At 34.6% G+C, this 25,009-nt stretch carries 30 protein-coding genes; 21 read left to right on the top strand and 9 right to left on the bottom strand.

The window, feature by feature from the left end:
* Nucleotides 1-151: 151 nt before the first annotated feature.
* Nucleotides 152-1,546, bottom strand: a complete 1,395-nt coding sequence (locus tag BM211_RS13295) for a MocR-like pyridoxine biosynthesis transcription factor PdxR (RefSeq protein WP_090997918.1) — start codon at nt 1,544-1,546, stop codon at nt 152-154.
* 129 nt (nt 1,547-1,675) lie between these two features.
* Between BM211_RS13295 and BM211_RS13290 the strand changes: the two genes are divergently transcribed.
* Nucleotides 1,676-2,104: a GNAT family N-acetyltransferase gene (locus BM211_RS13290; RefSeq protein WP_035438093.1), complete on the top strand. Its 429-nt coding sequence runs from the start codon at nt 1,676-1,678 to the stop codon at nt 2,102-2,104.
* Between the two features lie 529 nt (nt 2,105-2,633).
* On the opposite strand, the gene BM211_RS13280 is transcribed toward BM211_RS13290, so the two are convergent.
* Together BM211_RS13280 and BM211_RS13275 are read right to left on the bottom strand one after the other, a co-directional pair.
* Nucleotides 2,634-3,680: an ABC transporter permease subunit gene (locus BM211_RS13280; protein ID WP_035438090.1), complete on the bottom strand. Its 1,047-nt coding sequence runs from the start codon at nt 3,678-3,680 to the stop codon at nt 2,634-2,636.
* Nucleotides 3,677-4,579, bottom strand: coding sequence for an ABC transporter permease subunit (locus tag BM211_RS13275; RefSeq protein ID WP_035438089.1), 903 nt, complete (start codon nt 4,577-4,579; stop codon nt 3,677-3,679). The genes BM211_RS13280 and BM211_RS13275 overlap by 4 nt, the downstream gene beginning before the upstream one ends.
* Nucleotides 4,580-4,737: 158 nt before the next feature.
* Between BM211_RS13275 and BM211_RS13270 the strand changes: the two genes are divergently transcribed.
* The 5 genes from BM211_RS13270 to BM211_RS13250 all read left to right on the top strand — a co-directional run bounded on the left by BM211_RS13270 (nt 4,738) and on the right by BM211_RS13250 (nt 7,856).
* Nucleotides 4,738-5,304, top strand: a complete 567-nt coding sequence (locus BM211_RS13270; protein ID WP_090997915.1) for a GNAT family N-acetyltransferase — start codon at nt 4,738-4,740, stop codon at nt 5,302-5,304.
* A 75-nt stretch (nt 5,305-5,379) separates the two neighbouring features.
* Nucleotides 5,380-5,865 carry a GNAT family N-acetyltransferase gene (locus tag BM211_RS13265; protein WP_090997912.1) on the top strand — a complete coding sequence of 162 codons (486 nt, stop codon included), beginning with the start codon at nt 5,380-5,382 and terminating at the stop codon, nt 5,863-5,865.
* 20 nt (nt 5,866-5,885) lie between these two features.
* On the top strand, nt 5,886-6,329 hold the full coding sequence (locus tag BM211_RS13260; protein WP_035438081.1) for a GNAT family N-acetyltransferase: 444 nt from the start codon (nt 5,886-5,888) through the stop codon (nt 6,327-6,329).
* Nucleotides 6,330-6,381: 52 nt separating this feature from the next.
* Nucleotides 6,382-7,260, top strand: a complete 879-nt coding sequence (locus BM211_RS13255) for a phosphotransferase family protein (RefSeq protein ID WP_090997909.1) — start codon at nt 6,382-6,384, stop codon at nt 7,258-7,260.
* A 305-nt stretch (nt 7,261-7,565) separates the two neighbouring features.
* Nucleotides 7,566-7,856 (top strand): antibiotic biosynthesis monooxygenase family protein, encoded by a 291-nt coding sequence (locus tag BM211_RS13250; protein ID WP_035438078.1) that lies wholly within the window; start codon nt 7,566-7,568, stop codon nt 7,854-7,856.
* 77 nt (nt 7,857-7,933) lie between these two features.
* On the opposite strand, the gene BM211_RS13245 is transcribed toward BM211_RS13250, so the two are convergent.
* A complete protein-coding gene (locus BM211_RS13245; RefSeq protein WP_035438076.1) occupies nt 7,934-8,719 on the bottom strand; it encodes a GNAT family N-acetyltransferase in 786 nt (261 codons plus the stop codon).
* A gap of 130 nt (nt 8,720-8,849) precedes the next feature.
* On the opposite strand from BM211_RS13245, the gene ytfJ reads away from it, so the two are divergent.
* The 4 genes from ytfJ (at nt 8,850) to BM211_RS13225 (ending at nt 10,867) form a co-directional block, all read left to right on the top strand.
* Nucleotides 8,850-9,275: a GerW family sporulation protein gene (gene ytfJ / locus BM211_RS13240; RefSeq protein WP_035438075.1), complete on the top strand. Its 426-nt coding sequence runs from the start codon at nt 8,850-8,852 to the stop codon at nt 9,273-9,275.
* Between the two features lie 161 nt (nt 9,276-9,436).
* Nucleotides 9,437-10,213 carry a hypothetical protein gene (locus BM211_RS13235; protein WP_035438073.1) on the top strand — a complete coding sequence of 259 codons (777 nt, stop codon included), beginning with the start codon at nt 9,437-9,439 and terminating at the stop codon, nt 10,211-10,213.
* 53 nt (nt 10,214-10,266) lie between these two features.
* On the top strand, nt 10,267-10,587 hold the full coding sequence (locus tag BM211_RS13230) for a hypothetical protein (protein WP_035438221.1): 321 nt from the start codon (nt 10,267-10,269) through the stop codon (nt 10,585-10,587).
* A gap of 70 nt (nt 10,588-10,657) precedes the next feature.
* Complete coding sequence (locus BM211_RS13225) at nt 10,658-10,867, top strand: hypothetical protein (RefSeq protein ID WP_035438071.1); 210 nt, start codon at nt 10,658-10,660, stop codon at nt 10,865-10,867.
* A 177-nt stretch (nt 10,868-11,044) separates the two neighbouring features.
* Here BM211_RS13225 and BM211_RS13220 read toward each other — a convergent pair whose 3' ends face one another.
* Complete coding sequence (locus BM211_RS13220; RefSeq protein WP_035438069.1) at nt 11,045-11,383, bottom strand: hypothetical protein; 339 nt, start codon at nt 11,381-11,383, stop codon at nt 11,045-11,047.
* Between the two features lie 210 nt (nt 11,384-11,593).
* Between BM211_RS13220 and BM211_RS13215 the strand changes: the two genes are divergently transcribed.
* From BM211_RS13215 to BM211_RS13200, 4 genes are all read left to right on the top strand, one after another.
* Entirely contained in the window at nt 11,594-12,274 is a 681-nt protein-coding gene (locus BM211_RS13215; protein ID WP_090997901.1) for a class I SAM-dependent methyltransferase, read from the top strand.
* A 131-nt stretch (nt 12,275-12,405) separates the two neighbouring features.
* The gene (locus BM211_RS13210) at nt 12,406-14,094 is read left to right on the top strand and encodes a formate--tetrahydrofolate ligase (RefSeq protein WP_035438065.1); all 1,689 of its coding nucleotides are present in this window, start codon (nt 12,406-12,408) and stop codon (nt 14,092-14,094) included.
* A gap of 88 nt (nt 14,095-14,182) precedes the next feature.
* A complete protein-coding gene (locus BM211_RS13205) occupies nt 14,183-14,710 on the top strand; it encodes a hypothetical protein (protein WP_035438063.1) in 528 nt (175 codons plus the stop codon).
* 19 nt (nt 14,711-14,729) lie between these two features.
* Nucleotides 14,730-15,899 (top strand): DEAD/DEAH box helicase, encoded by a 1,170-nt coding sequence (locus BM211_RS13200; protein WP_035438062.1) that lies wholly within the window; start codon nt 14,730-14,732, stop codon nt 15,897-15,899.
* A gap of 48 nt (nt 15,900-15,947) precedes the next feature.
* Here BM211_RS13200 and BM211_RS13195 read toward each other — a convergent pair whose 3' ends face one another.
* Entirely contained in the window at nt 15,948-16,568 is a 621-nt protein-coding gene (locus BM211_RS13195) for a zinc dependent phospholipase C family protein (protein ID WP_035438060.1), read from the bottom strand.
* A 27-nt stretch (nt 16,569-16,595) separates the two neighbouring features.
* Nucleotides 16,596-17,579 carry a quinone oxidoreductase family protein gene (locus BM211_RS13190; protein WP_035438057.1) on the bottom strand — a complete coding sequence of 328 codons (984 nt, stop codon included), beginning with the start codon at nt 17,577-17,579 and terminating at the stop codon, nt 16,596-16,598.
* Between the two features lie 184 nt (nt 17,580-17,763).
* On the opposite strand from BM211_RS13190, the gene BM211_RS13185 reads away from it, so the two are divergent.
* Nucleotides 17,764-18,339: a sigma-70 family RNA polymerase sigma factor gene (locus BM211_RS13185; RefSeq protein ID WP_035438054.1), complete on the top strand. Its 576-nt coding sequence runs from the start codon at nt 17,764-17,766 to the stop codon at nt 18,337-18,339.
* Nucleotides 18,339-19,022: a DUF3600 domain-containing protein gene (locus tag BM211_RS13180; protein ID WP_090997895.1), complete on the top strand. Its 684-nt coding sequence runs from the start codon at nt 18,339-18,341 to the stop codon at nt 19,020-19,022. The genes BM211_RS13185 and BM211_RS13180 overlap by 1 nt, the downstream gene beginning before the upstream one ends.
* 95 nt (nt 19,023-19,117) lie before the next feature.
* Here the strand turns inward: BM211_RS13180 and BM211_RS13175 are convergent, their stop codons facing one another.
* Nucleotides 19,118-20,089 carry an MBL fold metallo-hydrolase gene (locus tag BM211_RS13175; protein WP_035438048.1) on the bottom strand — a complete coding sequence of 324 codons (972 nt, stop codon included), beginning with the start codon at nt 20,087-20,089 and terminating at the stop codon, nt 19,118-19,120.
* 88 nt (nt 20,090-20,177) lie between these two features.
* Nucleotides 20,178-20,399, bottom strand: coding sequence for a DUF3925 family protein (locus BM211_RS13170; protein WP_177206937.1), 222 nt, complete (start codon nt 20,397-20,399; stop codon nt 20,178-20,180).
* Nucleotides 20,400-20,612: 213 nt separating this feature from the next.
* Here BM211_RS13170 and BM211_RS13165 point away from each other — a divergent pair, with 213 nt between their 5' ends.
* From BM211_RS13165 to BM211_RS13145, 5 genes are all read left to right on the top strand, one after another.
* Entirely contained in the window at nt 20,613-21,089 is a 477-nt protein-coding gene (locus BM211_RS13165) for a glutathione peroxidase (RefSeq protein ID WP_090997890.1), read from the top strand.
* 193 nt (nt 21,090-21,282) lie between these two features.
* Nucleotides 21,283-21,810 carry a COG3014 family protein gene (locus tag BM211_RS13160; RefSeq protein ID WP_090997887.1) on the top strand — a complete coding sequence of 176 codons (528 nt, stop codon included), beginning with the start codon at nt 21,283-21,285 and terminating at the stop codon, nt 21,808-21,810.
* Nucleotides 21,811-22,072: 262 nt separating this feature from the next.
* On the top strand, nt 22,073-23,989 hold the full coding sequence (locus tag BM211_RS13155; RefSeq protein WP_090997883.1) for an LTA synthase family protein: 1,917 nt from the start codon (nt 22,073-22,075) through the stop codon (nt 23,987-23,989).
* Between the two features lie 226 nt (nt 23,990-24,215).
* On the top strand, nt 24,216-24,632 hold the full coding sequence (locus BM211_RS26475) for a hypothetical protein (RefSeq protein ID WP_218160808.1): 417 nt from the start codon (nt 24,216-24,218) through the stop codon (nt 24,630-24,632).
* 35 nt (nt 24,633-24,667) lie between these two features.
* The gene (locus BM211_RS13145) at nt 24,668-24,832 is read left to right on the top strand and encodes a DnaB-like helicase C-terminal domain-containing protein (protein ID WP_141771637.1); all 165 of its coding nucleotides are present in this window, start codon (nt 24,668-24,670) and stop codon (nt 24,830-24,832) included.
* The last annotated feature ends 177 nt before the right edge of the window (nt 24,833-25,009 follow it).

Raw genomic sequence — 25,009 nt, 5'->3', positions numbered from 1 at the left:
ATTGATGCTCCTCTGAAAAGGTAGTAAACGACATAAGTATCGATATGATTTTCTGTTTTCATATATATAATTACTTGTCGGAAAATTCACTTAAAATAATTATATAACAACTACCAAAAATATGGAAGGATACGTTATTTTGAGTTTTTTGTTAAAACCAAGCTTTCTTCAATAATTGAACGGCACATGGAATGTCAGTTATCGATATTCCTCCAAATCCCATCAAAACATAAGACTCAACCTGGAGGTTATTTACCATATCGTACGGAGATAAAGGATACACTTTCACGCTTTGTTCAGCTGCTTTATTTATAAGCTCTTGTTCATTCATCCTGTTATGAACGTGTAATACAATATGAAGCCCAGACTGAGAACCGATGATATCAACAGAAGAGCCCATTTCTTGTTGAATGGTTTGGATGAATAAGTGATGTTTCTTTTTATATACAGTACGAAGGCGATTTAAGTGTCGTTCCCAATATCCTTCTTTCATAAATGTAGCAAACGTAAGTTGCTGAATTTTGGAGACAGTTTGCTTGAAAATGGTTCCATCATGTTCATAGTTTGCTAGTAGCGTTTGCGGAAGAACCATATAACTCATTCGGAATGAAGGTAAAAATGATTTTGAAAATGTGCCCATATAAATAACGCGCCCGTTAGTGTCTAATCCTTGTAAGGAAGGAATCGGTTTTCCGATATAACGAAATTCCCCGTCATAATCATCTTCTATAATGTACCCGTTATTGTCGTTAGCCCACTTTAGTAGTTCCATTCGGCGGGAAAGTGGCATAATCATTCCAAATGGAAACTGATGAGATGGTGTTACATATGCGACAGTAGCGCCACTTTCATATAAAGAAGAAATATGAATTCCTTTTTCATCTAGAGAAATGGGCTGTATATGTAAGCCGCAGCTTTGCATGATAGCTCTTACGCGGTGGAAGCCGGGATTTTCCATTGCATAGCTGTTCTCATAACCAAGTAATTGCAAAAGTAACCAAAGAAGTGGCTGTGTACCCGCTCCAATAATAATTTGTTCTGGAGTAGACTGAACACCGCGTGCTTGATAGAGATAACGAGAAATTTCCGAACGTAGTTGCCATTCACCTTGAGGGTCTTCTTTTGTAAATAATTCCTTTTCATACTCTAAGAGACAATGATTTGTCATCTTTTTCCAATTTGACAATGGAAAAGATGAGGTATCAATGCTTCCATGACTGAAGTCGAAACGGAAATTCTCCTGAATAGATTGCTTTCTATTTCCTATATTTTTATTATTTGCTGTTCGAATCATATCGTAATCTATACTTGCTACAAATAAACCACGTCTATGTTTACTCTCTACATATCCTTCAGCTATTAGCTGTTGATATGCATATTCCACTGTATTACGGCTTACATTAAGCTGCAAAGATAAATTCCGATGAGATGGTAGGCGGCTACCGACTTTGATCCTTCCTTGTAAGATTTCTTTTTTCATATAGTTATAAATTTGTATGTAAATAGGTATTTTACTTTTTGAGTCTAATGGGATGGTAAGCTCCATCGTTATCAACCTCTCAAACTGCCCCTGTAAAAAAGAATAAAACTGTCACTTATAAAAGGGGCATATGATTCTTATAATAATAATAATAAAACATTTTGAATTGTTGATAAATAGTTGGAGGGAAAGAATATGAATACACATATACAAGAGGTAAAAACAGAGCGTGAATTTTGTGAGGTTTTACCGGTGTTGCAGCAGCTGCGCACTAAACTCTCTAGAGAAGAGGCGCTGTCTCTTTTGGGGAAAATGAAAAAAGAAAATTATCGTCTATTTGCTTTGTATAATAGTGAGAGAGAAGTAGTGAGTTTAGCGGGAGTGGCAATTTGTACAAATTTTTATAATAAGAAACATGTTTTTATATATGATCTTGTTACAGCAGGAGCACATCGCTCGAAAGGATACGGAGAGACATTGCTATCATATATTGAAGGATGGGGAAAAGAGAATGATTGTACTTGTGCCGTATTAACTTCAGCGTTTCCAAGAATAGATGCGCACCGTTTTTATGAACGGGAGGGGTATGAAAAGGTGAGTTATGCATTTCATAAGGGAATATAGAAAGATATAAAAGAGGATATTCAAAAAGTGGAACTTTTTGAATATCCTCTTTTATGTTTTTGAGAAAGGGAGAAAAATATAAATATGGTTATATCTTTATAAATCTATTTTAATTTTAGGCATATAAATCACTGTTATGCAAAATACGTTTGTTAAACCTTGCATGTGGCAGAAAAATGACCTGACCGCTTCTACGTACAGCCAATTGCTCTCGTCTTCTCTTAAAAAGAAAGTGGTTTTTACGTCGTTTTTTAACTTGTACAGATATAAAAGGAATAAAAAAAGATAGGAATATATAAATATATATAGAGTTAGCTTGTTTACATGATCTGTCCATTTTAAAAGAGATAGAGGCGACAAAGTATGATAAAGTAATAGCAATTGTTACATGTGTTCCTTTCGTTAAAGTAAAAGTGGGATTTCCATTGAAATCCCACTTTGTTACGACTTCAGCTGGTAAGAAAAAGTATAGAATGATGTTTCAAAGCAAAATTAAGCTCAATTTATTTTTCGTAGAAATTCCTCCATTCTACATATTTAAAGGAGACCGATGAGGGGGTTCTGGTTTGTTAGCGAAGGTGAAGGAGTAATTATCCTTTTTGTATTCAGATGTTTCATTTATTCTTTCAACTTTTTTAATAGTATAATTTTGTTTTGTTAAAGCATCTTGCACTCCTGTTGTCATTAGTTTTAAGACAAGAATAGTTAAAAATAAAGCAATAAGTGTGCTAAAAACAATCCACATAGATACATTTAGTTCAAAATAGTTGAGGCCGATTAGTCCTGCCCAGTCATTAGAAAGTGAAATAAATTTATCTTCTCCAAAATCTGCACTTTTCCTTTGTACCCCTCCAATAAATTGACGTACTAACGCAAGGTGCATAATTAATAGAAGTGTTTGCACAATGTGCTGCATAAATAATAAGAAAAGGCGATCTTTTAATAATACGCGTAAATGCGTACGAACAATATATAGGCGACTAGCCCCCAATAGTTGTGAACTTAAAATATACTCTTGCTTCATAAATTCATCAATTTCAGAAGATACATATGTTGTTATAGTTGGCAAAACAACAAGGACGAGAACGATGGCTTGATAAGTTAGAAGAGAAAAATTCACTTCTAGCTTATTATCTAAGTTAGAAAAAAACATTTTGTTCATAGGTCGCATTAATAAATATGCAACGAAAACGGTTGGTAAATAATAAAATACTTCTGTACATGTTTTTACAAAAGATTTTAATCGCGTAACATATAAGCTTAATAACACACCAAGTATTGCACCAAGAAAAACACGTAATAAACTTATTCCAATCGCAAATAAAATTGTGAATTTTGCCCCATCTAATATTTGAAAGAAGATAGATTCCCCGAAGCGATCCGAACCAAGCGGAGGCATTTGTGTTGGCGAAAATGGTGAAGCGGCAATTAACTCTCCATTCTCATCGTATAACAATCTCATTGGCTTTAAAGTGTCTTCTTTGAAGTAAAAACCGTAAATAAAACTAGCGATGACAAGTATAACAATATATGTTAATCCGATAACAAAGCGTTTTGATTTCCAAATAGCCTTCATATAATCTCTCCATTCATTTGTGTTTGCCATCTTTTCATAAAATAAGAACAAATTTGAAACAACAGGTAAAAAGGCATGACCATCATTAACAGGACAATAAATGTAATGGATGTTGAAAAATGATTTGTGAGAATAAGGAATTGAATAATACCTGACATGTGAAACACGCATTCTAGTACAAATAAATTGGAAAGTAAAAAGACAAAAATCATTTTTGAATGATGGAATAGGTGAATGAAAATATTCTTAAATAAATGTTTACGGATGATATAACTTGATGAAAGGCCCTTCCCGTAGGCAACTTCAACATACGGTTTTATACGCTCTTCCTCTATGTACAATATCATCATTCGAAACATTTGAATTGTAGGGAGTATCGACAAACAAAGAATAGGGAGAATGTAGGCTTTTTTTTCATTGAATGTCATAATATGTACAGGTAATTCACCTGTTTGACGAAAATACCAAATAAAAAACATTTGTATACAGAGCATAATCATTACATCAGGGATGGCTTCCAATACGAAAACAGTTCGCTGTATCATATTTTTAAACCGCTTTGATGATAAAAAATAGAAATAAGCAATACTTATTGCAACAAATAAAGAAAGAAATAGGGCAGCAAATAAAATGGTAAATGAATACATGTATGGTTCTAATACACTAGGAAACAAGGGAACGGTTTTAAAGTTACCTGTAGGTGTAGGAATTTGAAAAGTAAGCGAGTGTAAAGAAAAAATTTGTTTTCCCATTTTAGCGATGGCTTGTATGAATTGGCTTGGTTGAAATGAAATATTTCTGCTTTCGTTTATAAATAGAGATGGGATGTTTAATAGAATAAGTAATGTAATAAAAACAGTTAGTAGTTGCATAGAAGATTTCCATAGTTTCCTTAACATAAAATCCCTCCAAAAACCCATTTTTACAATATTATACAAAATAATCGACTATTTGTTTTGATTTTTCAGAAAAAATATTATAATAAATAAAACTAGTAAAAAATATAGTGGTTATTTAGTTTATTTAAAAGACAAGAAAGTACTTTTAGGAGGATTCTATGACACAAATGTATTTAAAAGGCGAAAAAATAGTTGTTCGAGCTATAGAAGACAAGGATCTGTACCCACTATGGCAGGAAGTTTATAAAGAAGAGAATCCGGAGTGGAAAAAATGGGATGCACCGTATTTTCCGTTCGTAAGACAAGAGTTTGCTGTTTTTCAAGAAGGACTACGTTCTAAATTAATGAAAGATCCATATTCAAAGTTTCTTATTGAAAAAGATGGTAAAATTATCGGAATTGTAACGTATTACTGGGAACATGAGCCGTCACGTTGGTTAGAAATTGGGATTACGATTTACAATCCTGCATATTGGAATGGAGGGTATGGTACAGAAGCTTTACGTATGTATATTGACTTTCTATTCCAGCATATGACGATTGGAAGGATCGGTTTGACAACATGGTCAGGAAATAGCCGTATGATGAAAGTAGCTGAGAAACTCGGTATGCAGTTAGAAGGAAGAATGAGAAAATGCCGTTATTATAATGGCGAGTATTATGATTCAATTCGGATGGGAATGATTCGTGAGGAATGGGAAGAGATGAAAATAGCGAAGAGATAAGTCATTTGTACCCAGTTATTAGATCTCTTGATGAATGATTTGGAAGATGTATAAAAAGAAGTAGGAGGAATCTCTATGGATTTTGTGATTCGTGAGATGAAAGAGGAGGATATTCCGTCTGTACAATATGTGGCCAAGACTTCTTGGAACGATACATATAAAGACATTATTCCGGTAGCAGTACAAGAGAAATTTATAGAGCATGCTTATTCTCATGACATGATGAAGCATCGTTTACAACAGTCACATTTATTTGTAGGTGAAGTAGATGGAAAAGTTGTCGGATTTGCTAATTTTTCGCTAATAAAGTATCAAAATGAAGCTGAGTTAGGAGCGATTTACTTATTGCCAGCATACCAAGGGAATGGTATGGGAACAGCGTTATTACGAAAGGGAATTACAATATTAGAAGGTGTTAAGAAGATATATATTAATGTAGAATCAGAAAATAAAACGGGAAAAGCATTTTATACTGCAAAGGGATTTGCAGTGGTAGATGCGTTTGAAGATGACTTTGACGGGTATATGCTGAAAACATTAAGAATGGTATTACATATTTAATAGAGGGGGGAGAAGCTTCTATGATTCAAAGAGCAACTGAAAGTGATGCGGAAAAAATTTTAACTCATGCGGCTGAGTCGTTATATGAAGGGACGATGAAAAAGAGTAAGTTTACGCAAGAAAAAGTATTAGAAATTACGATGCCACTTTTAGAAAAAGGAGCATATTATCTTGTTATTAAACAAGATAATATTTTAAAAGGATGGGTATTGATTGGGAGCAATAAGGACTATTTTTCTGGAGAAGAAATAGGTTTTATTTATGAATTGTATGTGTTGCATCCTTATCGTGGACAGGGGCTTTCACGACAGCTTATGAGAGCAGCGGTTGATGAACTTGATAAGCTGGGCTACTCAGAAATTCGTTTGAACGTATTTGCAGGGAATTTTGCGAAAGAGTTGTATAAAGAAATGGGGTTTGTTGAGAGGCAAACTGTTATGAGTTTGAGACGTGAGAGTAAATAAATTGGGAAGAAAAGTAGAATTCCGCAACAATTAGAGTCAAGAAGGTGAAGAAATGGTAAGAGAAAATGAGTACGTTCAATACTTGGAAAAGATTTACCCGAATCTTGACGTGCAGACTGCCTATGTAAATGATATTGGTCAAAATAACGATGTACTAATTGTAAATGAAAATATAGTATTTCGTTTTCCAAAATATAAAGAAGGAATTGCAAAACTCATTGCTGAGACAAAGCTGTTAGAGAAAATACAAAACTATGTTTCACTTTCCATCCCTTGTCCAAGCTATCAACATTTTCAGCCAATGGAGCCTAGGGAAGTATTTTCTGGTTATCACAAAATTAATGGGGAGCCATTTTGGAATACAACATTTTTTCAGTTGTCTGAAGAAGAACAAAGTACAAGTGCAGCACAATTAGCAAATTTTTTGAAAGAATTGCATAGTATACCAGTGTCGGAAATTAGTTCGATTTTAAAAGGAAATACTGCTGATATATATAGTGAAATAGAAAGTTTATATTTTCAATTGAAAGAGAACTTGTTTTCTTATATGAAAGAAAGTGCAAGGCAAGATGTCTCTCAATCTTTTGAAGCTTATTTAAGTGATAACAGTCATTTTACATTTCAGCCATGTCTTATTCATGGAGATTTTGGAATGACAAATATTTTATATGATGGTGAGAAGAAGAGAATCTCAGGGATTATTGACTTTGGCGGGGCGGGTATTGGTGATCCAGCATACGATTTTGCAGGATTATTATCTAGCTATGGGAGCCATTTTTTAGAGGGATTTTCATCGCTGTATCCAAATTTTAATCAAGTGATGGATAGAATGAATTTTTATAGAAGTACGTTTGCTTTGCAAGAAGCATTATTTGGGTTAAGGAATAATGATAGAAAAGCATTTGAACAGGGGATAAAAGATTACATCTAAGAAAGGTATACGTAATATATAAGTTGAAAAATACGACATAAAACCTCCCATTTCTTTAGGGAGGACGAGAGCATCTGACCGTGTATAGAAGCGGTCAGGACTTTTTCCTGCCACATGCGAGGTTTAAAACAAAGGGAACAAGCAAGTATAGGTTATGTTATATTCTGCGTAGCAACGACTTGTTTGTCGAAAAATTAAAATGTATTTATATAGAAAGTATTATGAAACAGTGATAACAGGCATATTACGAGAAGGATAGAATTTGCAAATTTCGACGTGTAATAAAAAGTTAGGAGATGATGGTGGTGATATTAGAGACAGCGATGCTCCAAGTGAAGCTTGGAATGGAAAATGAATTTGAACATGCCTTTCAAGAGGCTTCTAATATTATTTCTTCTATGAAAGGTTACCGTGGTCATATACTTCATAAATGTATAGAAATCCAGGGGAAATATCTTCTATTAGTGAATTGGGAGACGTTAGAAGATCATACGGAAGGATTTCGAAAATCGAGTGAGTATGAAGAATGGAAGAAGAGATTACACCACTTTTATGAGCCGTTTCCAATTGTAGAGCATTTTCAGTGTGTAGACTAAGATAGGATTTAACATCAATATAATGAAGCTGCCATCAGTGGGGAATGAAAATATCCTATGCTGATGGCAATTTTATTTTAGCGATACATCGTCCAAGTTCCAATGTCCTCAAAGCCTAAACGTTTATAAATTCGCCCGGCAGCAGGATTACTGTAAAATAAACAAAGCGTTCTGTCTTCCGCAATGAACTCTTGAATCATTTTACTTACGATTTGGGAAGCATATCCTTTACCGCGATGATTTGGATGTGTACATACACCTACAACCATAGCGGATAATGAATTTTCAGCGGATGTGGATGCAGATGCGATGATTTCTCCATTTTTCTCTATGTAATATGTCCGGCCTGTGTTTGTTTCAATTGCTTGGCGAAGGAGTTTCCCGCTATTGTCTGCTAACGAAAATTCAGTAATTTGTTTTCGTAAATGCATAATACGATCTACGTCCTCAATGGTTGCAATTTTTATATCCCCTTTGTTTGTAGTTTTGGCTAATTGTTTGGTAGTTGTACATTCACAAAAGTATGTATGCTGTTTTTTACCAAGTTTTAAGCTCGTGAGATTTTCAAACTGTTCGACAATCTCTGATTTTCCAGAGAGTTTAATATGGTCATAGTTAATAAATTGATGAATGAATGCCTCTGGCTGGAATGAATCTCTAGCATAAGCAATAAAAGAATCATGGAAACGCAAAAGAACGGCATGTAATTCATTTTCTATCGTAAATTGCCCCCATAGTTCTTGAAAGTCTTGATCATATCCAAATGCCTCAATATCACCGATTAAAAACAAATTAAATGTAGCTTCTTTCTTTAAGAAAGAAAGTACTTGCTCATGATCTTGTTCTGCTAATTTACGAATCATGTGTGCCACCCCTCTTTTTTGTATTTTCTAAATATTAGTACGTATTATTTTAAAAATCAACAAAATTTTATGTTTAGTTCATAACGTTTAGGAAAAACTAGGAAGGATATGAAAAAGGAGGTTATGGACGGTGGATCATCCAATTCAAGGGCTGATGAAAGCAGCTATGGAAAATTTGAAAGAAATGGTTGATGTAAATACAATTGTCGGTGAGCCTGTTCAAACAGCTGATGGCGGCATTGTCTTAACTGTTTCAAAGGTAGCGTTTGGCTTTGGAGCAGGTGGATCAGATTTTTCCACAAATGATGTACAAAAGGTACAAGGTCAGCCTGCATTTGGCGGTGGTAGTGCCGGGGGAGTTTCTATCACTCCTGTTGCTTTTCTTGTAGTAAATAAGGACGGTGTAAATATCCTTCATTTACAAAATGCAACGCATCTGGCAGAGAAAGTAATTGAACTTGCACCGCAAACCATTGATAGAATTCAGTCGATGTTTCAAAATAATAAAAAGCAAGATCATTTACATCATCCACAAAATCCAGATGAAATCGTATGAAAAATGCCTGTTTATAAACAGGCATTTTTTCTTGTAATGGAGATGTAATAAAACACATGAAAATGTAAATAGTTTTTGTAGTTTTTTCTATATTTCTAAAAATTTTCGTGATAAAATATCCTATAGTATTGAAACATATAAAACGAAGGTGGCTAGGTGCTTTGTCTGGAGGATCTGACCAAATCAAGAATATGATTTATATTAATGGTAATCGTCGCAATCATTGTTTTATCACATCTGGAATTACGTTTGAGGAATTTGCAAGCAATATTCCTTCACCGCTTCATCAAATGCTGCTTTTAAAGCATAATTTTGAATGGACGGATTTTCATTATCATACTTTATTCGAATATGTAGAAGAAGAGAATATACATAAATTAATTTCAGCAGATGTCGAGGGATTTGAGGAATTTTGTTGGGTTGATTTTGATGATGTAACCGACTTGGATGAATTGGGGCCAAAAGAAATAGCAGAATTGCTTTATTTGGCGCACAAAAAGGAGCCGCTTGGGAAGGCGTTTTTCCCGCTTTTGAAAAATAGATTTGTTTATCTTTCTCACGATGACGGATGGTATAATAAAGTATACTATCGAAGAATACAGGACTTTGTTGGCATGCTTAGTAAGGCAATTCCTTATAAACTTGGCTCATTTGGAAGAAAACGATTCGCATTTTTTCAAAAGTCGAAAATTTATCCAGCAATTTCAAAAGAGGTTATTCTTGAACTTCTGCCATTTATGGAAGAGGGCTTATACTTAGACTTAGCAGGAAAAGTAGAATCAAGACGCGGTTTAGAGATTCCTGTTTATGTCATTGGTTCGTATGAAAGTACAAATGAAGTTTTAGATGGTTTAGAAGACTTGAAAAGTGAAGCTTCTAAAACAGGATGGCTTATCTTTGATAAGAAAGAGCTAGAGTGGCAATGGATAATGGATTAAGAGAACTTGACGATATGAGTCAAGTTTTCTTTCTTTTTTGGAAAGGAGACAAGATGGATAAGAAATTTATAATAATAGGTATTAGTAGTATTATACTTGTTGCAATTATGCTATTAACATGTCCGAAAGAAGCGGACTTTCAAAAGCATTTAGAAGACAAGTATTCAATTGTGTGTAATGAAGTGGATTTTCATTGTACGCAGAAAAAAGATCAAAAAGAAGAGAAAATGGAGTTTGTTAGTAAGGATGTTCGAAACGGTGTGTTTTTTATTAAGATTGAGCAGACTTTTCAAACAGAAACAGAAAAAAAGAAGACGTATAGCGCCATTGGAGTATTGGGTATGTTTCTCTTTTCCTCCGAAAAGACTTTCTAATGTTGAAGGTCTTTTTTTTGTACTTTCTTTCATATAGTTAGGATAAGACAAGCGTAGGGAGGGAGTAATATTGAATAAGATATGCATGGTTTGCGGGGGAGAAGACTTTTTTTCGTCTACATTATATGCTCGTACAAAACAAGACTGGGCATATGCACCAAATATGTATCGCTTTGAAAAAGTATTTATTGAACAGAGAGATGAGGAGAACTATCCAGTGTTTCAAGAAATCACTGCCTATCATTGTAGTAGCTGCGGATATGTGATGTTATTTCGTTAATAAGCATCCCTTACAAAAGAGAAAGTATACGAATTAATTTTGAAATGGACAAACTTTTAGGTCTAGGATAAATTGGCGAAAAAATAAGCTGTATATGAGAAAAAGGAGTGACAGATTCACTCCTTTTTCTTAGTAGGTAAATATTGCGTGTCATAGTTTGTATCAAAAAATTGTTTATCAAAGTGCTGATAAAAAGAACGGATATAATAAACTAAAAAGTAAAGAAAATCCTCCGAAGCCAATGGCTGTATATCCGAGTGTTTTTGCTTCGTAATGAACAGCAAGAAGTCCAATTAAAATGGAAAGAGATCCAAGTGTAATGGGATAGAAAGCAATTGAGAACAAAGAGAGAAATAATGCAACGTATCCAACAATTATACCGATGTCTGTTCGTTCTTCTTCTTTGTGAACTTCTGTGCGACGACGTCTAATCGGAAGTCGCTGAGGGCTAATTTCAACCGCATATTCTTCTTGTTTTTCTCCGCTTTTTAGATGATGTGTTCGTTTTTTTGGCAAGGAATGTCCCTCTCTTTCGAATTAGGGTATGCTTAGTATTTTTTCTAAAGCAAGAAAACATGCTTATTATTTTTATACAACTAAAGAAAAAAATGGAAAAACAATGATCTGTTGCTATATTATCCATCTCTTCTTAAGAATAAACAGGAAAAATGTAAAATGGTGTAGAATGACTTTTACATAGATGTAAATTGGAAAGGTGGGGGAAGAATGACGAAATTTAATTGGCATGAAGTAGCGCAGCAAAAATGGGATGATAATGCAGATTTTTGGAATCAAAATAGTCAAGAAATGTGGGATCATGGTAGCCGCAGTACAATTATTCCGTTTTTTCAAAAATACATACGAAGCGGAGAAACTGTTCTTGATGTAGGATGCGGGGATGGATATGGTACATATAAACTAAGTAAAGCTGGTTATAAAGCTTGTGGCGTTGACTTATCGGAGCAAATGATTGAAAAAGGGAAAAAGCGAGGTGAACATTCTAATTTATCGTTTATAGTAGGCGACCTTACTTCATTGCCGTTTCAAGATGAGGAGTTTGCATCCGTTATAGCGGTAAATTCATTAGAATGGACCGAAGCTCCTCTTCAAGCGTTGCAAGAAATAAAACGAGTGTTAGGAAAAGAAGGTTATGCCTGTATTGCTATTTTAGGACCAACTGCAAAACCGCGTGAGAATAGCTATCCGCGTTTATATGGAAAAAATGTCATTTGTAACACAATGATGCCATGGGAATTTCAAAAACTTGCACAGGAGCAAGGGTTATATTTAATAGATGGAATGGGAGTATATAAACGAGGAGTAAATGAAAAGATGATTGGACAACTTCCACTTGAATTGCAGCAATCTTTAACATTTATGTGGGTATTTATGTTTCAAAAGAAGTAACTTTTCTTGCTGATAAAAAGTGGTAAATCTGAATTTATGGAAGTTTCACTTTAAAGTTGGATTATAAGTGCAGAAAATACAAAAAACTGATACAATATTTTTTAGAAACAATTAAAGGGGGATTAGGGAATATGACAGCAACAACTACAGTAAAATCAGACATTGAAATTGCACAAGAAGCAAGCATGAAGAAAATTCAAGAGATTGCAACAGAATTAAACATTTTAGAAGAAGAATTAGAGCCGTACGGTCATTATAAAGGAAAGTTATCTCTTGATATTTTTAAACGCTTACAAGGCGAAGAAGATGGAAAAGTCGTACTAGTTACAGCAATAAACCCTACTCCAGCTGGGGAAGGAAAATCAACGGTAACAGTTGGGTTAGGACAAGCGTTTAATAAAATCGGTAAAAAAGCAGTGATTGCGCTGCGTGAACCTTCTCTTGGACCAACTATGGGATTAAAAGGCGGTGCAGCAGGCGGAGGTTACTCGCAAGTTGTACCAATGGAAGATATTAATCTTCACTTTACAGGTGACATTCATGCAATTACAACTGCAAATAATGCACTTGCAGCATTTATTGATAATCACATTCAACAAGGAAATGATCTGCGCATCGATACGCGTAAAATCGTCTGGAAACGTTGTGTAGATTTAAATGACCGTGCACTTCGTAATGTTGTAATTGGACTTGGCGGACCAGTACAAGGTGTACCGCGTGAAGATGGCTTTGATATTACAGTTGCATCTGAAATTATGGCTGTATTTTGTTTAGCGACAGATGTACAAGACTTAAAAAAACGTATAGCACGCATTGTTGTAGCTTATAACATGGATAATAAACCTGTAACAGTAAAAGATTTAGGTGTAGAAGGTGCATTAACACTGTTATTGAAAGATGCGTTAAAACCGAATTTAGTCCAAACGTTAGAAAATACACCAGCAATCATTCATGGTGGCCCATTTGCGAACATTGCACACGGTTGTAACAGTGTAATCGCAACGACGATGGCAGCGAAATTAGGTGATTATGTAATTACGGAATCTGGTTTTGGTGCAGATTTAGGTGCTGAGAAATTCTTAGACATTAAAGCACGTGCGGCAGGAATCAAACCAGAAGCAGTTGTTATTGTTGCAACAATTCGTGCCCTTAAAATGCATGGTGGTGTAGCGAAAGATGGATTAAAAGAAGAGAATGTTGATGCGTTAGCAAAAGGTATGGAAAACTTACAAAAACATGTTGAAACAATTCAAGCATTCGGTGTCCCATTTGTTATTGCAATTAACAAATTCATTACAGATACTGATAAAGAAGTTGCATACTTACAAGAGTGGTGCAATGAGCGCAGTTACGAAGTATCTTTAACTGAAGTATGGGAAAAAGGTGGTCAAGGTGGTGTCGACCTTGCAGAGAAAGTATTGAAAGTAATTGAAAAAGGTGAAAATACATACGCACCTTTATATGATTTAGAACTTTCTCTAGAAGAGAAAATTCGAACAATTGCTCAAAAAGTATACGGTGCAAAAGATATCGAATTTGCGCCAAAAGCTCGTAAACAATTAATGCAATTTGCTGAAGAAGGTTGGGGTAACTTACCAATTTGTATGGCGAAAACACAGTATTCTCTTTCTGATGATCCAACAAAACTAGGACGTCCATCAGACTTTATCGTGACAATTCGAGAATTTAAACCATCTATTGGTGCTGGTTTTATCGTTGCATTAACAGGAACAATGTTAACAATGCCAGGCCTTCCAAAGAAACCAGCTGCTCTGCAAATGGACGTAAATGAAGATGGAAAAGCAGTAGGTTTATTCTAAAAGGTTGTATTTCTTCTCTTTTATCGGTAAACTATACGTACATCACGGCGCCTTTCGATGGAAAGGCGCTTGTTTTTTGGAGGAATATATGTTTGATCCAACTGCTTTTGAAAATTTAAAAGTTGTCGTTGAAGGAGCTGTATATGATTTTGATTTACATGGAGACATCATTGTAACGAATCGAAAAGATATAATGGATTTGGCATTACTTAGCCGTACATATACCATTTCGTTTCAGCTTACAGAATATACAGAACCATTAGTGGAAGCGACATTTTTATTATCAGTTGATGCAAAGAATTTATCAGGTGAGATATTGGAGGTACCAAATTTTGTTCCTGGTTGTGAAATGAAACTGTTCTTTGAATTTCCTATTGGGCAACCAGAAAAAGATTGCCAAGAAATCGAAGCGTTGCTACAATCCATATGGGGAAAAGAACGAATGATTACGCAACAAATTTCATACGATTATAATAAGCAAGCGATTTCATATCATAATAAAGCAGACATCTTATTTCAAAAAGCGATTACAGAAGACCACGTTGATGACTTAATAGCTGTTATTTCTCATATGATAGAAACGATGCGAATAATACAACAATTTCTTCAAAAATAGAGATAAAGGAGAAAAAGAAATGATAAAAGAGATGCAACCATTTTTGCAACAAGCTTGGGAGAAGGCTGGTTTTAAAGAGTTTACTGAAATTCAAAAGCAAGCTATTCCAACAATTTTAGAAGGACAAGACGTTATTGCTGAATCTCCAACAGGAACAGGTAAAACATTAGCGTATTTATTACCACTTTTACATAAAATTAACCCTGAGGTGAAACAACCTCAAGTGGTTATTTTAGCGCCAACGCGTGAACTTGTAATGCAAATTCATGAAGAGGTACAAAAGTTTACTGCAGGTACGGAAATTTCAGGTGCGTCTTTAATTGGCGGTGCAGATATTAAGCGTCAAGTAGAGAAGCTAAAGAAACATCCGCGAGTAATCGTTGGGTCGCCTGGACGTATTTTAGAATTAATCCGTATGAAAAAATTGAAAATGCATGAAGTGAAAACAATTGTATTTGATGAGTTTGATCAAATTGTAAAACAAAAGATGATTGATGCTGTGTCCGATGTAATTAAATCGACAATGCGTGATCGTCAAGTTGTATTTTTCTCGGCAACAATGACAAAAGATGCAGAAGAAGTAGCGCGTGATTTTGCGGTTGAACCAGAATTAGTTCGCATTAAACGTGCGGAAACAAAAAGTTTAGTGGAACATACGTATATCGTTTGTGAACGCCGAGAAAAAAATGATTTTGTTCGTAAAATTATGCATACTGGTAATGTAAAAGCAGTTGCCTTCTTAAATGATCCGTTCCGTTTAGATGAAATTGCTGAGAAATTGAAATTCCGTAAGATGAAAGCTGCGGCTCTTCATGCGGAAGCAAGCAAACAAGAACGTGAAGCAACGATGCGTGCATTCCGTCAAGGAAAAGTAGAGATTTTATTAGCAACAGACATCGCAGCGCGTGGATTAGATATTAATGATTTAACACATGTTATTCATTTAGAATTGCCAGATACACTGGACCAATATATTCATCGTTCAGGACGCACAGGACGTATGGGGAAAGAGGGTACAGTTGTTTCGCTAGTAACACCGCAAGAAGAGAAAAAGCTACTTCAATTTGCAAAGAAGCTAGGTATTCAATTTAAGAAACAAGAAATGTTTAAAGGATCGTTTGTTGAATCGAAACCGAAAGAACAAAAGAAAAAGAAGCCAGCATTTAACGGGAAGAAAAAGCCAAGATAAATTGAAAAACCGTTGCTACGAATATAATGTAGCAACGGTTTTTTGTTATTAGGTAATATGCAGTTGTTCTAAATAGAACACGCTTTTGTGAAGAGAAGTTTCTATATAACCTATAATTTGATTCATTGTGAATACTTGAAGGGGCTCATATAAATCTTGCTGTGGATAGAGTATATCCTCAAAAACTAATGCTTTAAAAGAATGAATGTTTTCCTCTGGTACTTCCTCAATACCTATCAAATTCGCATTCATATTCAAAATATGAAATGTACTCTTATCTCTATCATAATCATGTAGTAATTTTCCGTTTAAAAGCCTAAAGTCGTGATGATACAAAGAAAGGATATTAGGATCATGGTCTATTCGATTTTTGAGCCAAGGGAGATAGAACCCTTGCAGCCATATATCATCAGCAATGAGGTGGGTATAATATCCTAATATGAAAGGGAAATCTTTATATGCTTTATATTTATTAAGAAATGCATCATAATCAATTTTTCTTGTATAGTTCTTTACTGATCCAGTATAAAAGTGTGATAGTTCTTTTTCCTCTTTTGAATGAACTGCATCAGCAGCAATCCCTCCGAGTAGGAAAGAGGTTTTGTCTTGAATCTCTAATTTTTCTGCAACTAAATCCGCTATAATAACATGCATAATTCTTGAGCCCATGAGCTGTACCTCCACTTGAGAACCGTATTATGTTGGTTGAACATTTAATAGAACTTTTCCTGTACTTTGTCTACTTTCGACCCATTCATGTGCTTTCCCTGCATCCTGAAGCGAAAAACGTTTTCCGATTTTAATTTGTAGGCTACCATTGCTTAACAGAGGAAATATTTGCTCTGCAGTATGCCCGAGTAAATGAGGCCGTTTTTTTCGAGTTGTGCCAAAGCTAAAGCCAAGAATAGACCGGCAGCTTGCATGTAAATCTTTTGTCTGAAATGTTCCAATAGCACCGCTTGCATTTCCAAAATGGACAAGGCGCCCATAGAAAGCAAGACATTGCAAGCTTTGTTCTGATACGGTTCCGGAAATAGAATCTAATATAACGTCTGCGCCTTCTCCATTCGTAATTTCATTCATTTTATGTACAAAATCTTCTTCCTTATAACAAATAACATAATCTGCCCCGGCTTCTAAAGCGATTTTCTTTTTTTCTTCATTTCCAACAGTTCCAATGACTTTTCCAGCACCTAAAATGTTAGCTAGTTGAATAGCAGTTGTGCCAATTCCTCCTGCAGCGGCATGGATAAGTACAGTTTCACCTTGTTGTAACCTTGCAACATTTGCTAGCAGTGTATAGCTTGTAAAGGAAACAATTGGACAAGCCGCAGCAGTTTCAAAATCAATTTCATCTGGTAAAACAAAAGTAAGCTCTTCATTTGCTACAACATATTCGGCATACGATCCGTTAATTGGAAAAGCAATAACGCGCTGTCCCACTTTAATATTCGTTACGTTAGCCCCCACCTGTTCTACGATTCCAGCAGCATCGATACCAGGTATAAAAGGGAGATTTCCAGTTCCCTTTTTTCCATATCGAGATTTAATATCAGCAAAGTTCACACTTGTTGCAACGACGCGAATTAAAACTTGATTCACGTTAATAGACGGCATAGCGACGTCTGTATACTTCATCATTTCAGGGCCTCCAAAGGCAGTTACAACAATTGCTTTCATGATTAGTCCTCCTAAAGTAGATTCTATCGTTTATTTTAAACGGCCATCATAATTTGGAAAATTATATAATGGTTATTAGGAGTTATAAGAAAATGTTATGAAAAATTTATTTCTAAAAAATCGAACGAAATTTTCTGTTCTTGCCAATATATAGTGTACGACTTAAGGAAGGAGGGGATGAAACATGGAGAAATCCGCTGAATATGGTTATCTTATCGAACGGACGTTATTAGGAAATCAGGAAGCATACAGTGAACTATACGATAAAACAATTGAAGATGTGTATAAGACAGCTCACTTTTTAATAGAGGATAAGTCGGATGTAGATGATGTTGTTCAGGAAATATATATGCAATTGTATCAATCGCTTAGTCAATATGATCGGCAGCGTCCTTTTCGGCCATGGTTAATCGGTCTTGCTGTAAGACAAATTCATTCCTATAGGAGAAAGAGATGGATGCGTCTACGGATTGTGAAAAAAGCAGAAGAACAGCGAAAGCCAATTGAATTTGATTTTTCTAATGATCTTGTCAATAAGTTGTCCAATCAAGAGCTTATTATATTGATACATAAGTTACCTTATAAATTAAAACAAGTCATCATCCTGCGGTATTTACATGATTACTCTCAAGAAGAAGTAGCAAATATTTTAGATGTACCAGTTGGAACGGTTAAGTCTAGAATTCATGCAGCTTTAAAGAAATTACGGCAAAAAGAGCGGGAAGGAAATATTCTATTAAAAAAAGTGAGGGATGCATAATGAGTCTTGATTACGAAGTAAGAGAATCTTTGCAAGAAGAAGCAAAAGGAATTGTACCATCACCGGAATTGAAAGAGAAAGTAATGAATCAAATGAAAGTAAAACGCGGGGGGAAATCAATGAAAAAACGTCTTATAACGGGTGTGTTAGCAGCGACGTTACTTATTCCAACAAGTGCTTTTTCGTATCAATCTCTTTTGGCCGATGGTGTGTATGGCTCATTTGATAATGTAAAGAAACATCTTAAAAATGCAACATTTCAAGGATATATGCATGTAAATGCGAAGTTATCGCAAGCAAAAGGTGAAATGGGAGGAAAGGAGTATACAGAGTTTACAACATTATTAAAAGCAATAACGGATGCAAAAATGAAGTATGGAGATGCAAATGGTAATATTGATTATGATCAGCTTTCTCAAGAGAAACAAGAGGAAATGATGAGGGCTTACATGGTTATTCAACCGTATTTCGATAAGTTAAACGGAGAGAAATCAAGTAAAGAAGTGTTAACTCCTGAAGAATTTAAGCAATATATACATGCCCAAATGACATATGAAAAAATACAAGTGAAAATGAAATCAAGTGAACCTATAACGATAGATAAGGTGCCTGAAGAATATAAAGCAGAATTTCAAGAAGCGGATCATTTTATGAATTATGTCAGTGAAAAAGTACACAAATAACATATCGAATAAACTTCAAAAAAGAGTCCATGACAAGAAAAATGGACTCTTTTTTTGTTACAATGATCAATATGTTGTCTAAGATAGTAAAATTCTTATTTTGAAGTTGTTTCTGTTTGTTCTCGTTTTATCAAATAATCAATAATTCCCATAGCCCCGATTTCTAAATCGAGTTTTAGCAAGTCATAAATAGAATGTGACGATGGAACACCTTGATTTGTCAGATGCGATGAAACTTTTTCAAGTAATAAAAGGGATAGTTCTTGGCTCGCTTTTTCAAAGTTTTGTTCATGTTCAAACACTTGCTCTCCTGATTCAACAAATATTGGGAGCCAATGTTCTAGCTGCGTGCAAACTTCAGAAATATGAGAAGAGGCACCATAATGACCGAAATAAATAAAATCGACATTCATATTTCGAATACGGTCTTTTGAAGCTAACATAGCTTCAGGTTGAAACTGTGTAGGAGATGTTGTTGGCAAATAAAGTTCAACAGCTAGTTCTGCTAATTGACGGTAGTAAATACCAATCGTATCGCCTGTAAATATACCGTTTGTTAAAGAGTCATGAATGCTAATGTGGTGTTTTGCATGACCAGGCGTATCGTAGAATGTCAGTGTCCGGTTTTCGGAAATTTGTAATGTTTCACCATCTTGTACGATGTGAACACGTTCTTCGAGAATAGGTAAAATAGGGTGAAAAAGTTTATCAAACGAATCACCGTAAACAGCTTTTGCACCTTGAATGAGTTTTGTTGGATCAATCATGTGACGAGCGCCTCTGGAATGAACGAACAGCGTTGCATTTGGGCATTTTTCCATCATTAAGCCAGCAGCACCCGCGTGGTCTAAATGAACATGTGTAACAATAATATTTTTTATATCGGTCAGTTGGATATTCAATTGTTGTAATCCATCTAACAGATAAGGAACAGATGGTGAGGCGCACGTTTCAACTATCGTGATTTCATCACCTAGTAAGACATATGTACCTGTACGTTGTTCATGTTGTAGGTCGTGATCGTCGATAAGGTATAGTTGTGAAGATAGTTTTTCTACTTTTTTCAAAATTATCACTCCTTGTGTCCTATTATTATTTTATTATAAAAGAAAAGGCAGAAAACGAAAAATCGTTTTCTGCCTTTATGTAATACGTTTAGTTATTTTGTTGTTTGCTAAGTGTCATAATAAAGAAGCCGAAAAGACCACCAATTGTTGGAACAGTAATTATCCCTGCAAGTGTAAAGTATTTGCTTAAGAAAATACCGTTAACATCCATAAACCAACCTAAAACTAGTAACATCATCATGTATAGTACGAAATAAAATTCGCGATTAGAAAGCTTTTCACGTTGTGCAGTTTTCATTATCAACACCATCCCTTTTTTTTATAATGGAATTGAAAATGTCACAATTTAGAAGTTAAACCGTCACATTTTGTTCACACTTTTATTGTAAAACTTTCCGAGGAAAATGTCTAGTGAATTGTGACGATTTTTTGAACAGAAATAAAACGCTCTCATTAGACAATATAAACCCTACATTTTATGATAGAACTATAGAATTGTATGACATGAAGGAGTCGATATAATATGACAATTTATGATTTTTCTGCAAAAACAATTTTAGGAGAAGAAAAGTCGTTACGCGAATATGAAGGAAAAGTATTATTAATTGTGAATGTTGCCAGTAAATGTGGTTTTACACCGCAATATAAAGGATTGCAAGCTTTGTATGAAAAATATGAAAAACAAGGTTTTGAAATACTCGGATTTCCATGTAACCAATTTGGAGGGCAAGAGCCTGGTACAGAAGAGGAGATTACGAATTTTTGCGAATTAAATTATGGTGTAACGTTTCCTATGTTTATGAAAGTTGATGTAAAAGGTGATAATATACATCCATTATTTTGCTATTTAACCGAGCAAGCACCAGGATTATTAGGAATGAAAGCGGTGAAGTGGAATTTCACAAAATTTTTAGTAGGTCGCGATGGCAAAGTAGTGAATCGCTTTGCACCGCAGACGAAACCAGAGCAGTTAGAAAAGGAAATTGAAAAGGGATTATAGAACGAGGGAGCTTCATATAGAAGGGCTTCTTTTTATGTGGACAAAGAAAGAATTAGAGCTTTTTAAGTGAAAAGTTCGGTATAGTAGAGACTCATATGTTGAAAAACAAAAAAATTAATAAGTTTTCATTTGATAGTAAAAGCATTCGGAAATAATATAATATAGTAGTATAAGGTTGTAGGGGGAAAATAGCTTGAAAAAAATTATTTTAACTATAGGATGTTTATGTATTATGTTAGCCGGCTGCAGTACTAGCAATTATGATGCGCATGTTGAAGCTGGTATGAAAGCATTGAAGGATGAGAAGTATAGTGATGCAATAATGTGGTTTGAAAAAGCTGACCAAGAAAAATCTACTGATGAAACAAAAACATTTATGAAAGTTGCAAAACGGATGGAACATGGCGCGACTGCATTAAAAGATGGAGAGTATAAACAAGTGATGGAAGACTCGAATCAAGTGATAAATATGAAAAAAGATCCGACACTTGAAAAAGCAGTAAAGTCCAATGCTGAAGATATGTTGCAAAAGGCAAAAGATATTGAGAAAAAGGAAATAACGAGAGAAGAAAAGAGAAAGAAAGTGGAAGAACAAGGGATTGATAAAGCGATTAAAGCGGTAGATAGCGTCGGGGAAATAAGAGAAAAGCAAAAAGAAATTGGGGAATCTTTAGATAAAGCTGAAAAAGTAAAAGAAAAAATTGAGGCAAAGAAAAATTAACATATAGGGTAATAAGGAAGGTGATTCTTCGATTTGGAGGATGACCATAAATTTCTAATAGGATGGAATTTGAAGGAGCTTTGTAAAAAAGAAGCTTATATAGAAAAGCTTCTTTTTTCTGTTTTCATTTTACAAAAAAAAAAACGAAAAAGTTCACACGGAATACAAATGTATCCGATACAATGTGGCGGTGAGAAAAAAGACATAAATATAATGAGAAATTACTATTACTACCACTGTTCAGTCAGAAAGGGAGAGGAAAATGAAAGAAGCGTTAAAAAAACAATTTCAAAATATGCGTTTTCCATTATTAGTCGCTGTTTTGATTTGGCTAAAAACATATATTGTTACGCGAACTAGTTTTGATTTAAAGCTAGAATCTGCAATGCAGGAATGGATTCTTTTTATTAGTCCATTAGCGTCTTCTTTATTGTTAGTTGGACTTGCATTATTTGCAAAGGGGCAAAAACGGAATTATATAGCTACCGTTATTAACCTTATTATGACCATTATCTTAATCGGTAATGTAATGTTTTATGGTTTTTATAATGATTTTGTTACACTGCCCGTATTAATGCAAACATCGAATATGGATGGATTAGGATCTAGTGTTAAAGCATTGTTAAACTTTAAATTTATATTAATGTTTATCGATATTATTGTTTTGTTTTACATTGCTAAAAAGAAGCCGAACTTTGCAAAAACTGAACGTGTTTCTGGCTCTATGAAGTCATTATATTTTTTAATTTGCATTGCAATTTTTATGGTAAACCTTAGTTTTGCAGAAAAAGAACGCCCTGAATTATTAACTCGTTCATTTGACCGCGTGATGCTTGTGAAAAACCTTGGATTATATGTTCATCAAGTATACGATTTTGGGTTGCAAGCAAAGACAAGTTCACAAAAAGTATTTGCAGATGGAAGTAAAATTCAAGAAGCAGAAAATTATATGAAGACAGTAGATGTAAAGCCTGATCCAAATATGTTTGGGATGGCAAAAGGGAAAAATGTTATCGTTGTCTCTTTAGAATCAACGCAGTCTTTTTTAATTGATTCGAAAGTAAATGGACAAGAAGTTACGCCGTTTTTAAACCAATTTAAAAAAGAAAGTTATTATTTTGAAAACTTTTATCATCAGACAGGACAAGGGAAAACATCGGATGCAGAATTTATGATTGATAATTCTTTATATCCGTTAGATCGTGGTTCTGTATTCTTTACAAATGCTGGAAATGAATTTGTAGCAACTCCAGAAATTTTACACCAGCAAGGCTATTATACAGCTGTATTTCATGCGAATAATGCTACATTCTGGAATCGTAATATGATGTATCCATCTTTAGGATATGATCGATACTACAATGAATTAGATTATAAAGTTACGCCTGAGACGAAAATTGGCTGGGGATTAAAGGATAAAGAATATTTTGATCAATCTGTGGATAAATTACAAAAGATTAAACAGCCGTTCTATACTCGCTTTCTTACGTTAACGAATCATTTCCCGTTTACGTATGATGACAGCATTAAAATGATTGAACCATTTAATTCAGGTGACGAAACATTAGATAACTATTTTGTTACAGCACGTTACGAAGACGAAGCATTAAAACATTTTATTGAACGCTTAAAAGAAACGGGAATATATGATAATTCAGTTATCGTATTTTACGGTGACCATTACGGTATTTCAGATAACCATAACCGTGCAATGGCACAATTTTTAGGGAAAAATGAGATTAATCCGTATGATCATATGTTGTTACAACGTACACCATTATTTATTCATGTTCCAGGTCAAACTGAGGGGAAAACGATGACTGCTCCTGCTGGTGAAGTAGATGTAAAACCGACAATTCTTCACTTATTAGGGGTTGATACTTCTAATGATATTGAGTTTGGTCATGATTTATTTTCACCAGAACGTAAACCATTTGTTGTAGAACGTGATGGAAGCTTTATTACAGACAAATATATTTATTACAATAACACATTCTACAACCGTGAAAACGGTCAAGTCGTTCAAGTACCAGAACAAGAGGCAAAATCACTTATTGATAGAGCGCAGTCAGAATTGAAGATGTCCGATAATATTATACAAGGTGATTTGTTACGCTTCTTTGATGGAAATAAAACAAAATCAGGGACGATTAAAACAGCTATTAAAGAAAATGAATAAGGGAAACCCCGTTGCCTGGGAAGGTAACGGGGTTTTTATTCACTTTAAAATAGAAAATATAGACTAGTAAACAATCTGTTTTTGGGATTTAAACATAGAATATGATAATCCTATTTGGAAGAGGGGAGAATCATGTTCATGAGAGAGGATTGTTGTTTCGAACGCTTCCGAGATTGTAGTAGATTTTGAGACGATTTAATGTTCGGTAGATGTAGACATAGAAATTTTGATGATTTCATGTTTTGTAGACGTAGACATAGGGATTTCAATGACTTCGATTTTAGAAGCAGACATCATCGTGATTGTAACTGTGAAGATTGTAATCGTAAACACAGACGCAAACAAAGAGAATTTGATGATTGTGATTTTAGAAGTGGCCATCATCATAATTGCGATTGTAATGACTGTAATCGTAAACGCAAACATAAACAAAGAGATTTTGACGATTTCGATTTTAGAATCAGCCATCATCGAGATTGTGACTGTGAAGATTGTAAACGCAAACACAAACACAAACAAAGAGATTTTGATGAAAATAATTTTAAAAGCAGACATCATCGTGCTTATGACGATTGGCGAGAATGGTAAATCTCTTTGGAAGAGTGCTTTAAAGAAAAGTACTCTTTTTTCTTATGGATTTTAATTTGTATCTTTTGTACAGGATGTGTTGAAAAATTTATGCAACATCATGAAGATGATTTTATTTTTGTTGGTGCCAAACCATCGATGGGAAAAACAACATTTGCCCTTAATATTGCTTATAATGTCGGGAAAACAAAGAACCAGTTGCACTTCGGCTTTACATACCAAGGGGTGGACAATTCGATTTTAAGCCAAATTTGAATTTTTTAAGAAAAAAATAAACAGCAATACAATCAAAATTTAACATATTTCCAAAAGAATTCCCCTTCCTCAAGGAAAAAGATGGTACGCTATTTTCAGTGTCGAAAGACAAGTGGTACCATCTGATATCGATACCAATCGTGCGATAGGAATTGACGTGGGATTACATAAGTATGC

The organism is Bacillus sp. 491mf, assembly GCF_900112415.1.
Classification (GTDB): domain Bacteria; phylum Bacillota; class Bacilli; order Bacillales; family Bacillaceae_G; genus Bacillus_A.
The sequence above is the reverse complement of the archived record's forward strand: the minus strand, read 5'-3'. Positions and strand labels throughout refer to the sequence as shown.

Coding starts and splice junctions, on each gene's coding strand:
- BM211_RS13295 (WP_090997918.1), bottom strand. CDS start 1,546: ATGGAGCTTACCATCCCATTAGACTCAAAAAGTAAAATACCTATTTAC.
- BM211_RS13290 (WP_035438093.1), top strand. CDS start 1,676: ATGAATACACATATACAAGAGGTAAAAACAGAGCGTGAATTTTGTGAG.
- BM211_RS13280 (WP_035438090.1), bottom strand. CDS start 3,680: ATGAAGGCTATTTGGAAATCAAAACGCTTTGTTATCGGATTAACATAT.
- BM211_RS13275 (WP_035438089.1), bottom strand. CDS start 4,579: ATGTTAAGGAAACTATGGAAATCTTCTATGCAACTACTAACTGTTTTT.
- BM211_RS13270 (WP_090997915.1), top strand. CDS start 4,738: ATGACACAAATGTATTTAAAAGGCGAAAAAATAGTTGTTCGAGCTATA.
- BM211_RS13265 (WP_090997912.1), top strand. CDS start 5,380: ATGGATTTTGTGATTCGTGAGATGAAAGAGGAGGATATTCCGTCTGTA.
- BM211_RS13260 (WP_035438081.1), top strand. CDS start 5,886: ATGATTCAAAGAGCAACTGAAAGTGATGCGGAAAAAATTTTAACTCAT.
- BM211_RS13255 (WP_090997909.1), top strand. CDS start 6,382: ATGGTAAGAGAAAATGAGTACGTTCAATACTTGGAAAAGATTTACCCG.
- BM211_RS13245 (WP_035438076.1), bottom strand. CDS start 8,719: ATGATTCGTAAATTAGCAGAACAAGATCATGAGCAAGTACTTTCTTTC.
- BM211_RS13230 (WP_035438221.1), top strand. CDS start 10,267: ATGGATAAGAAATTTATAATAATAGGTATTAGTAGTATTATACTTGTT.
- BM211_RS13215 (WP_090997901.1), top strand. CDS start 11,594: ATGACGAAATTTAATTGGCATGAAGTAGCGCAGCAAAAATGGGATGAT.
- BM211_RS13210 (WP_035438065.1), top strand. CDS start 12,406: ATGACAGCAACAACTACAGTAAAATCAGACATTGAAATTGCACAAGAA.
- BM211_RS13205 (WP_035438063.1), top strand. CDS start 14,183: ATGTTTGATCCAACTGCTTTTGAAAATTTAAAAGTTGTCGTTGAAGGA.
- BM211_RS13200 (WP_035438062.1), top strand. CDS start 14,730: ATGATAAAAGAGATGCAACCATTTTTGCAACAAGCTTGGGAGAAGGCT.
- BM211_RS13195 (WP_035438060.1), bottom strand. CDS start 16,568: ATGGGCTCAAGAATTATGCATGTTATTATAGCGGATTTAGTTGCAGAA.
- BM211_RS13190 (WP_035438057.1), bottom strand. CDS start 17,579: ATGAAAGCAATTGTTGTAACTGCCTTTGGAGGCCCTGAAATGATGAAG.
- BM211_RS13185 (WP_035438054.1), top strand. CDS start 17,764: ATGGAGAAATCCGCTGAATATGGTTATCTTATCGAACGGACGTTATTA.
- BM211_RS13180 (WP_090997895.1), top strand. CDS start 18,339: ATGAGTCTTGATTACGAAGTAAGAGAATCTTTGCAAGAAGAAGCAAAA.
- BM211_RS13170 (WP_177206937.1), bottom strand. CDS start 20,399: ATGGTGTTGATAATGAAAACTGCACAACGTGAAAAGCTTTCTAATCGC.
- BM211_RS13165 (WP_090997890.1), top strand. CDS start 20,613: ATGACAATTTATGATTTTTCTGCAAAAACAATTTTAGGAGAAGAAAAG.
- BM211_RS13155 (WP_090997883.1), top strand. CDS start 22,073: ATGAAAGAAGCGTTAAAAAAACAATTTCAAAATATGCGTTTTCCATTA.
- BM211_RS13145 (WP_141771637.1), top strand. CDS start 24,668: ATGCAACATCATGAAGATGATTTTATTTTTGTTGGTGCCAAACCATCG.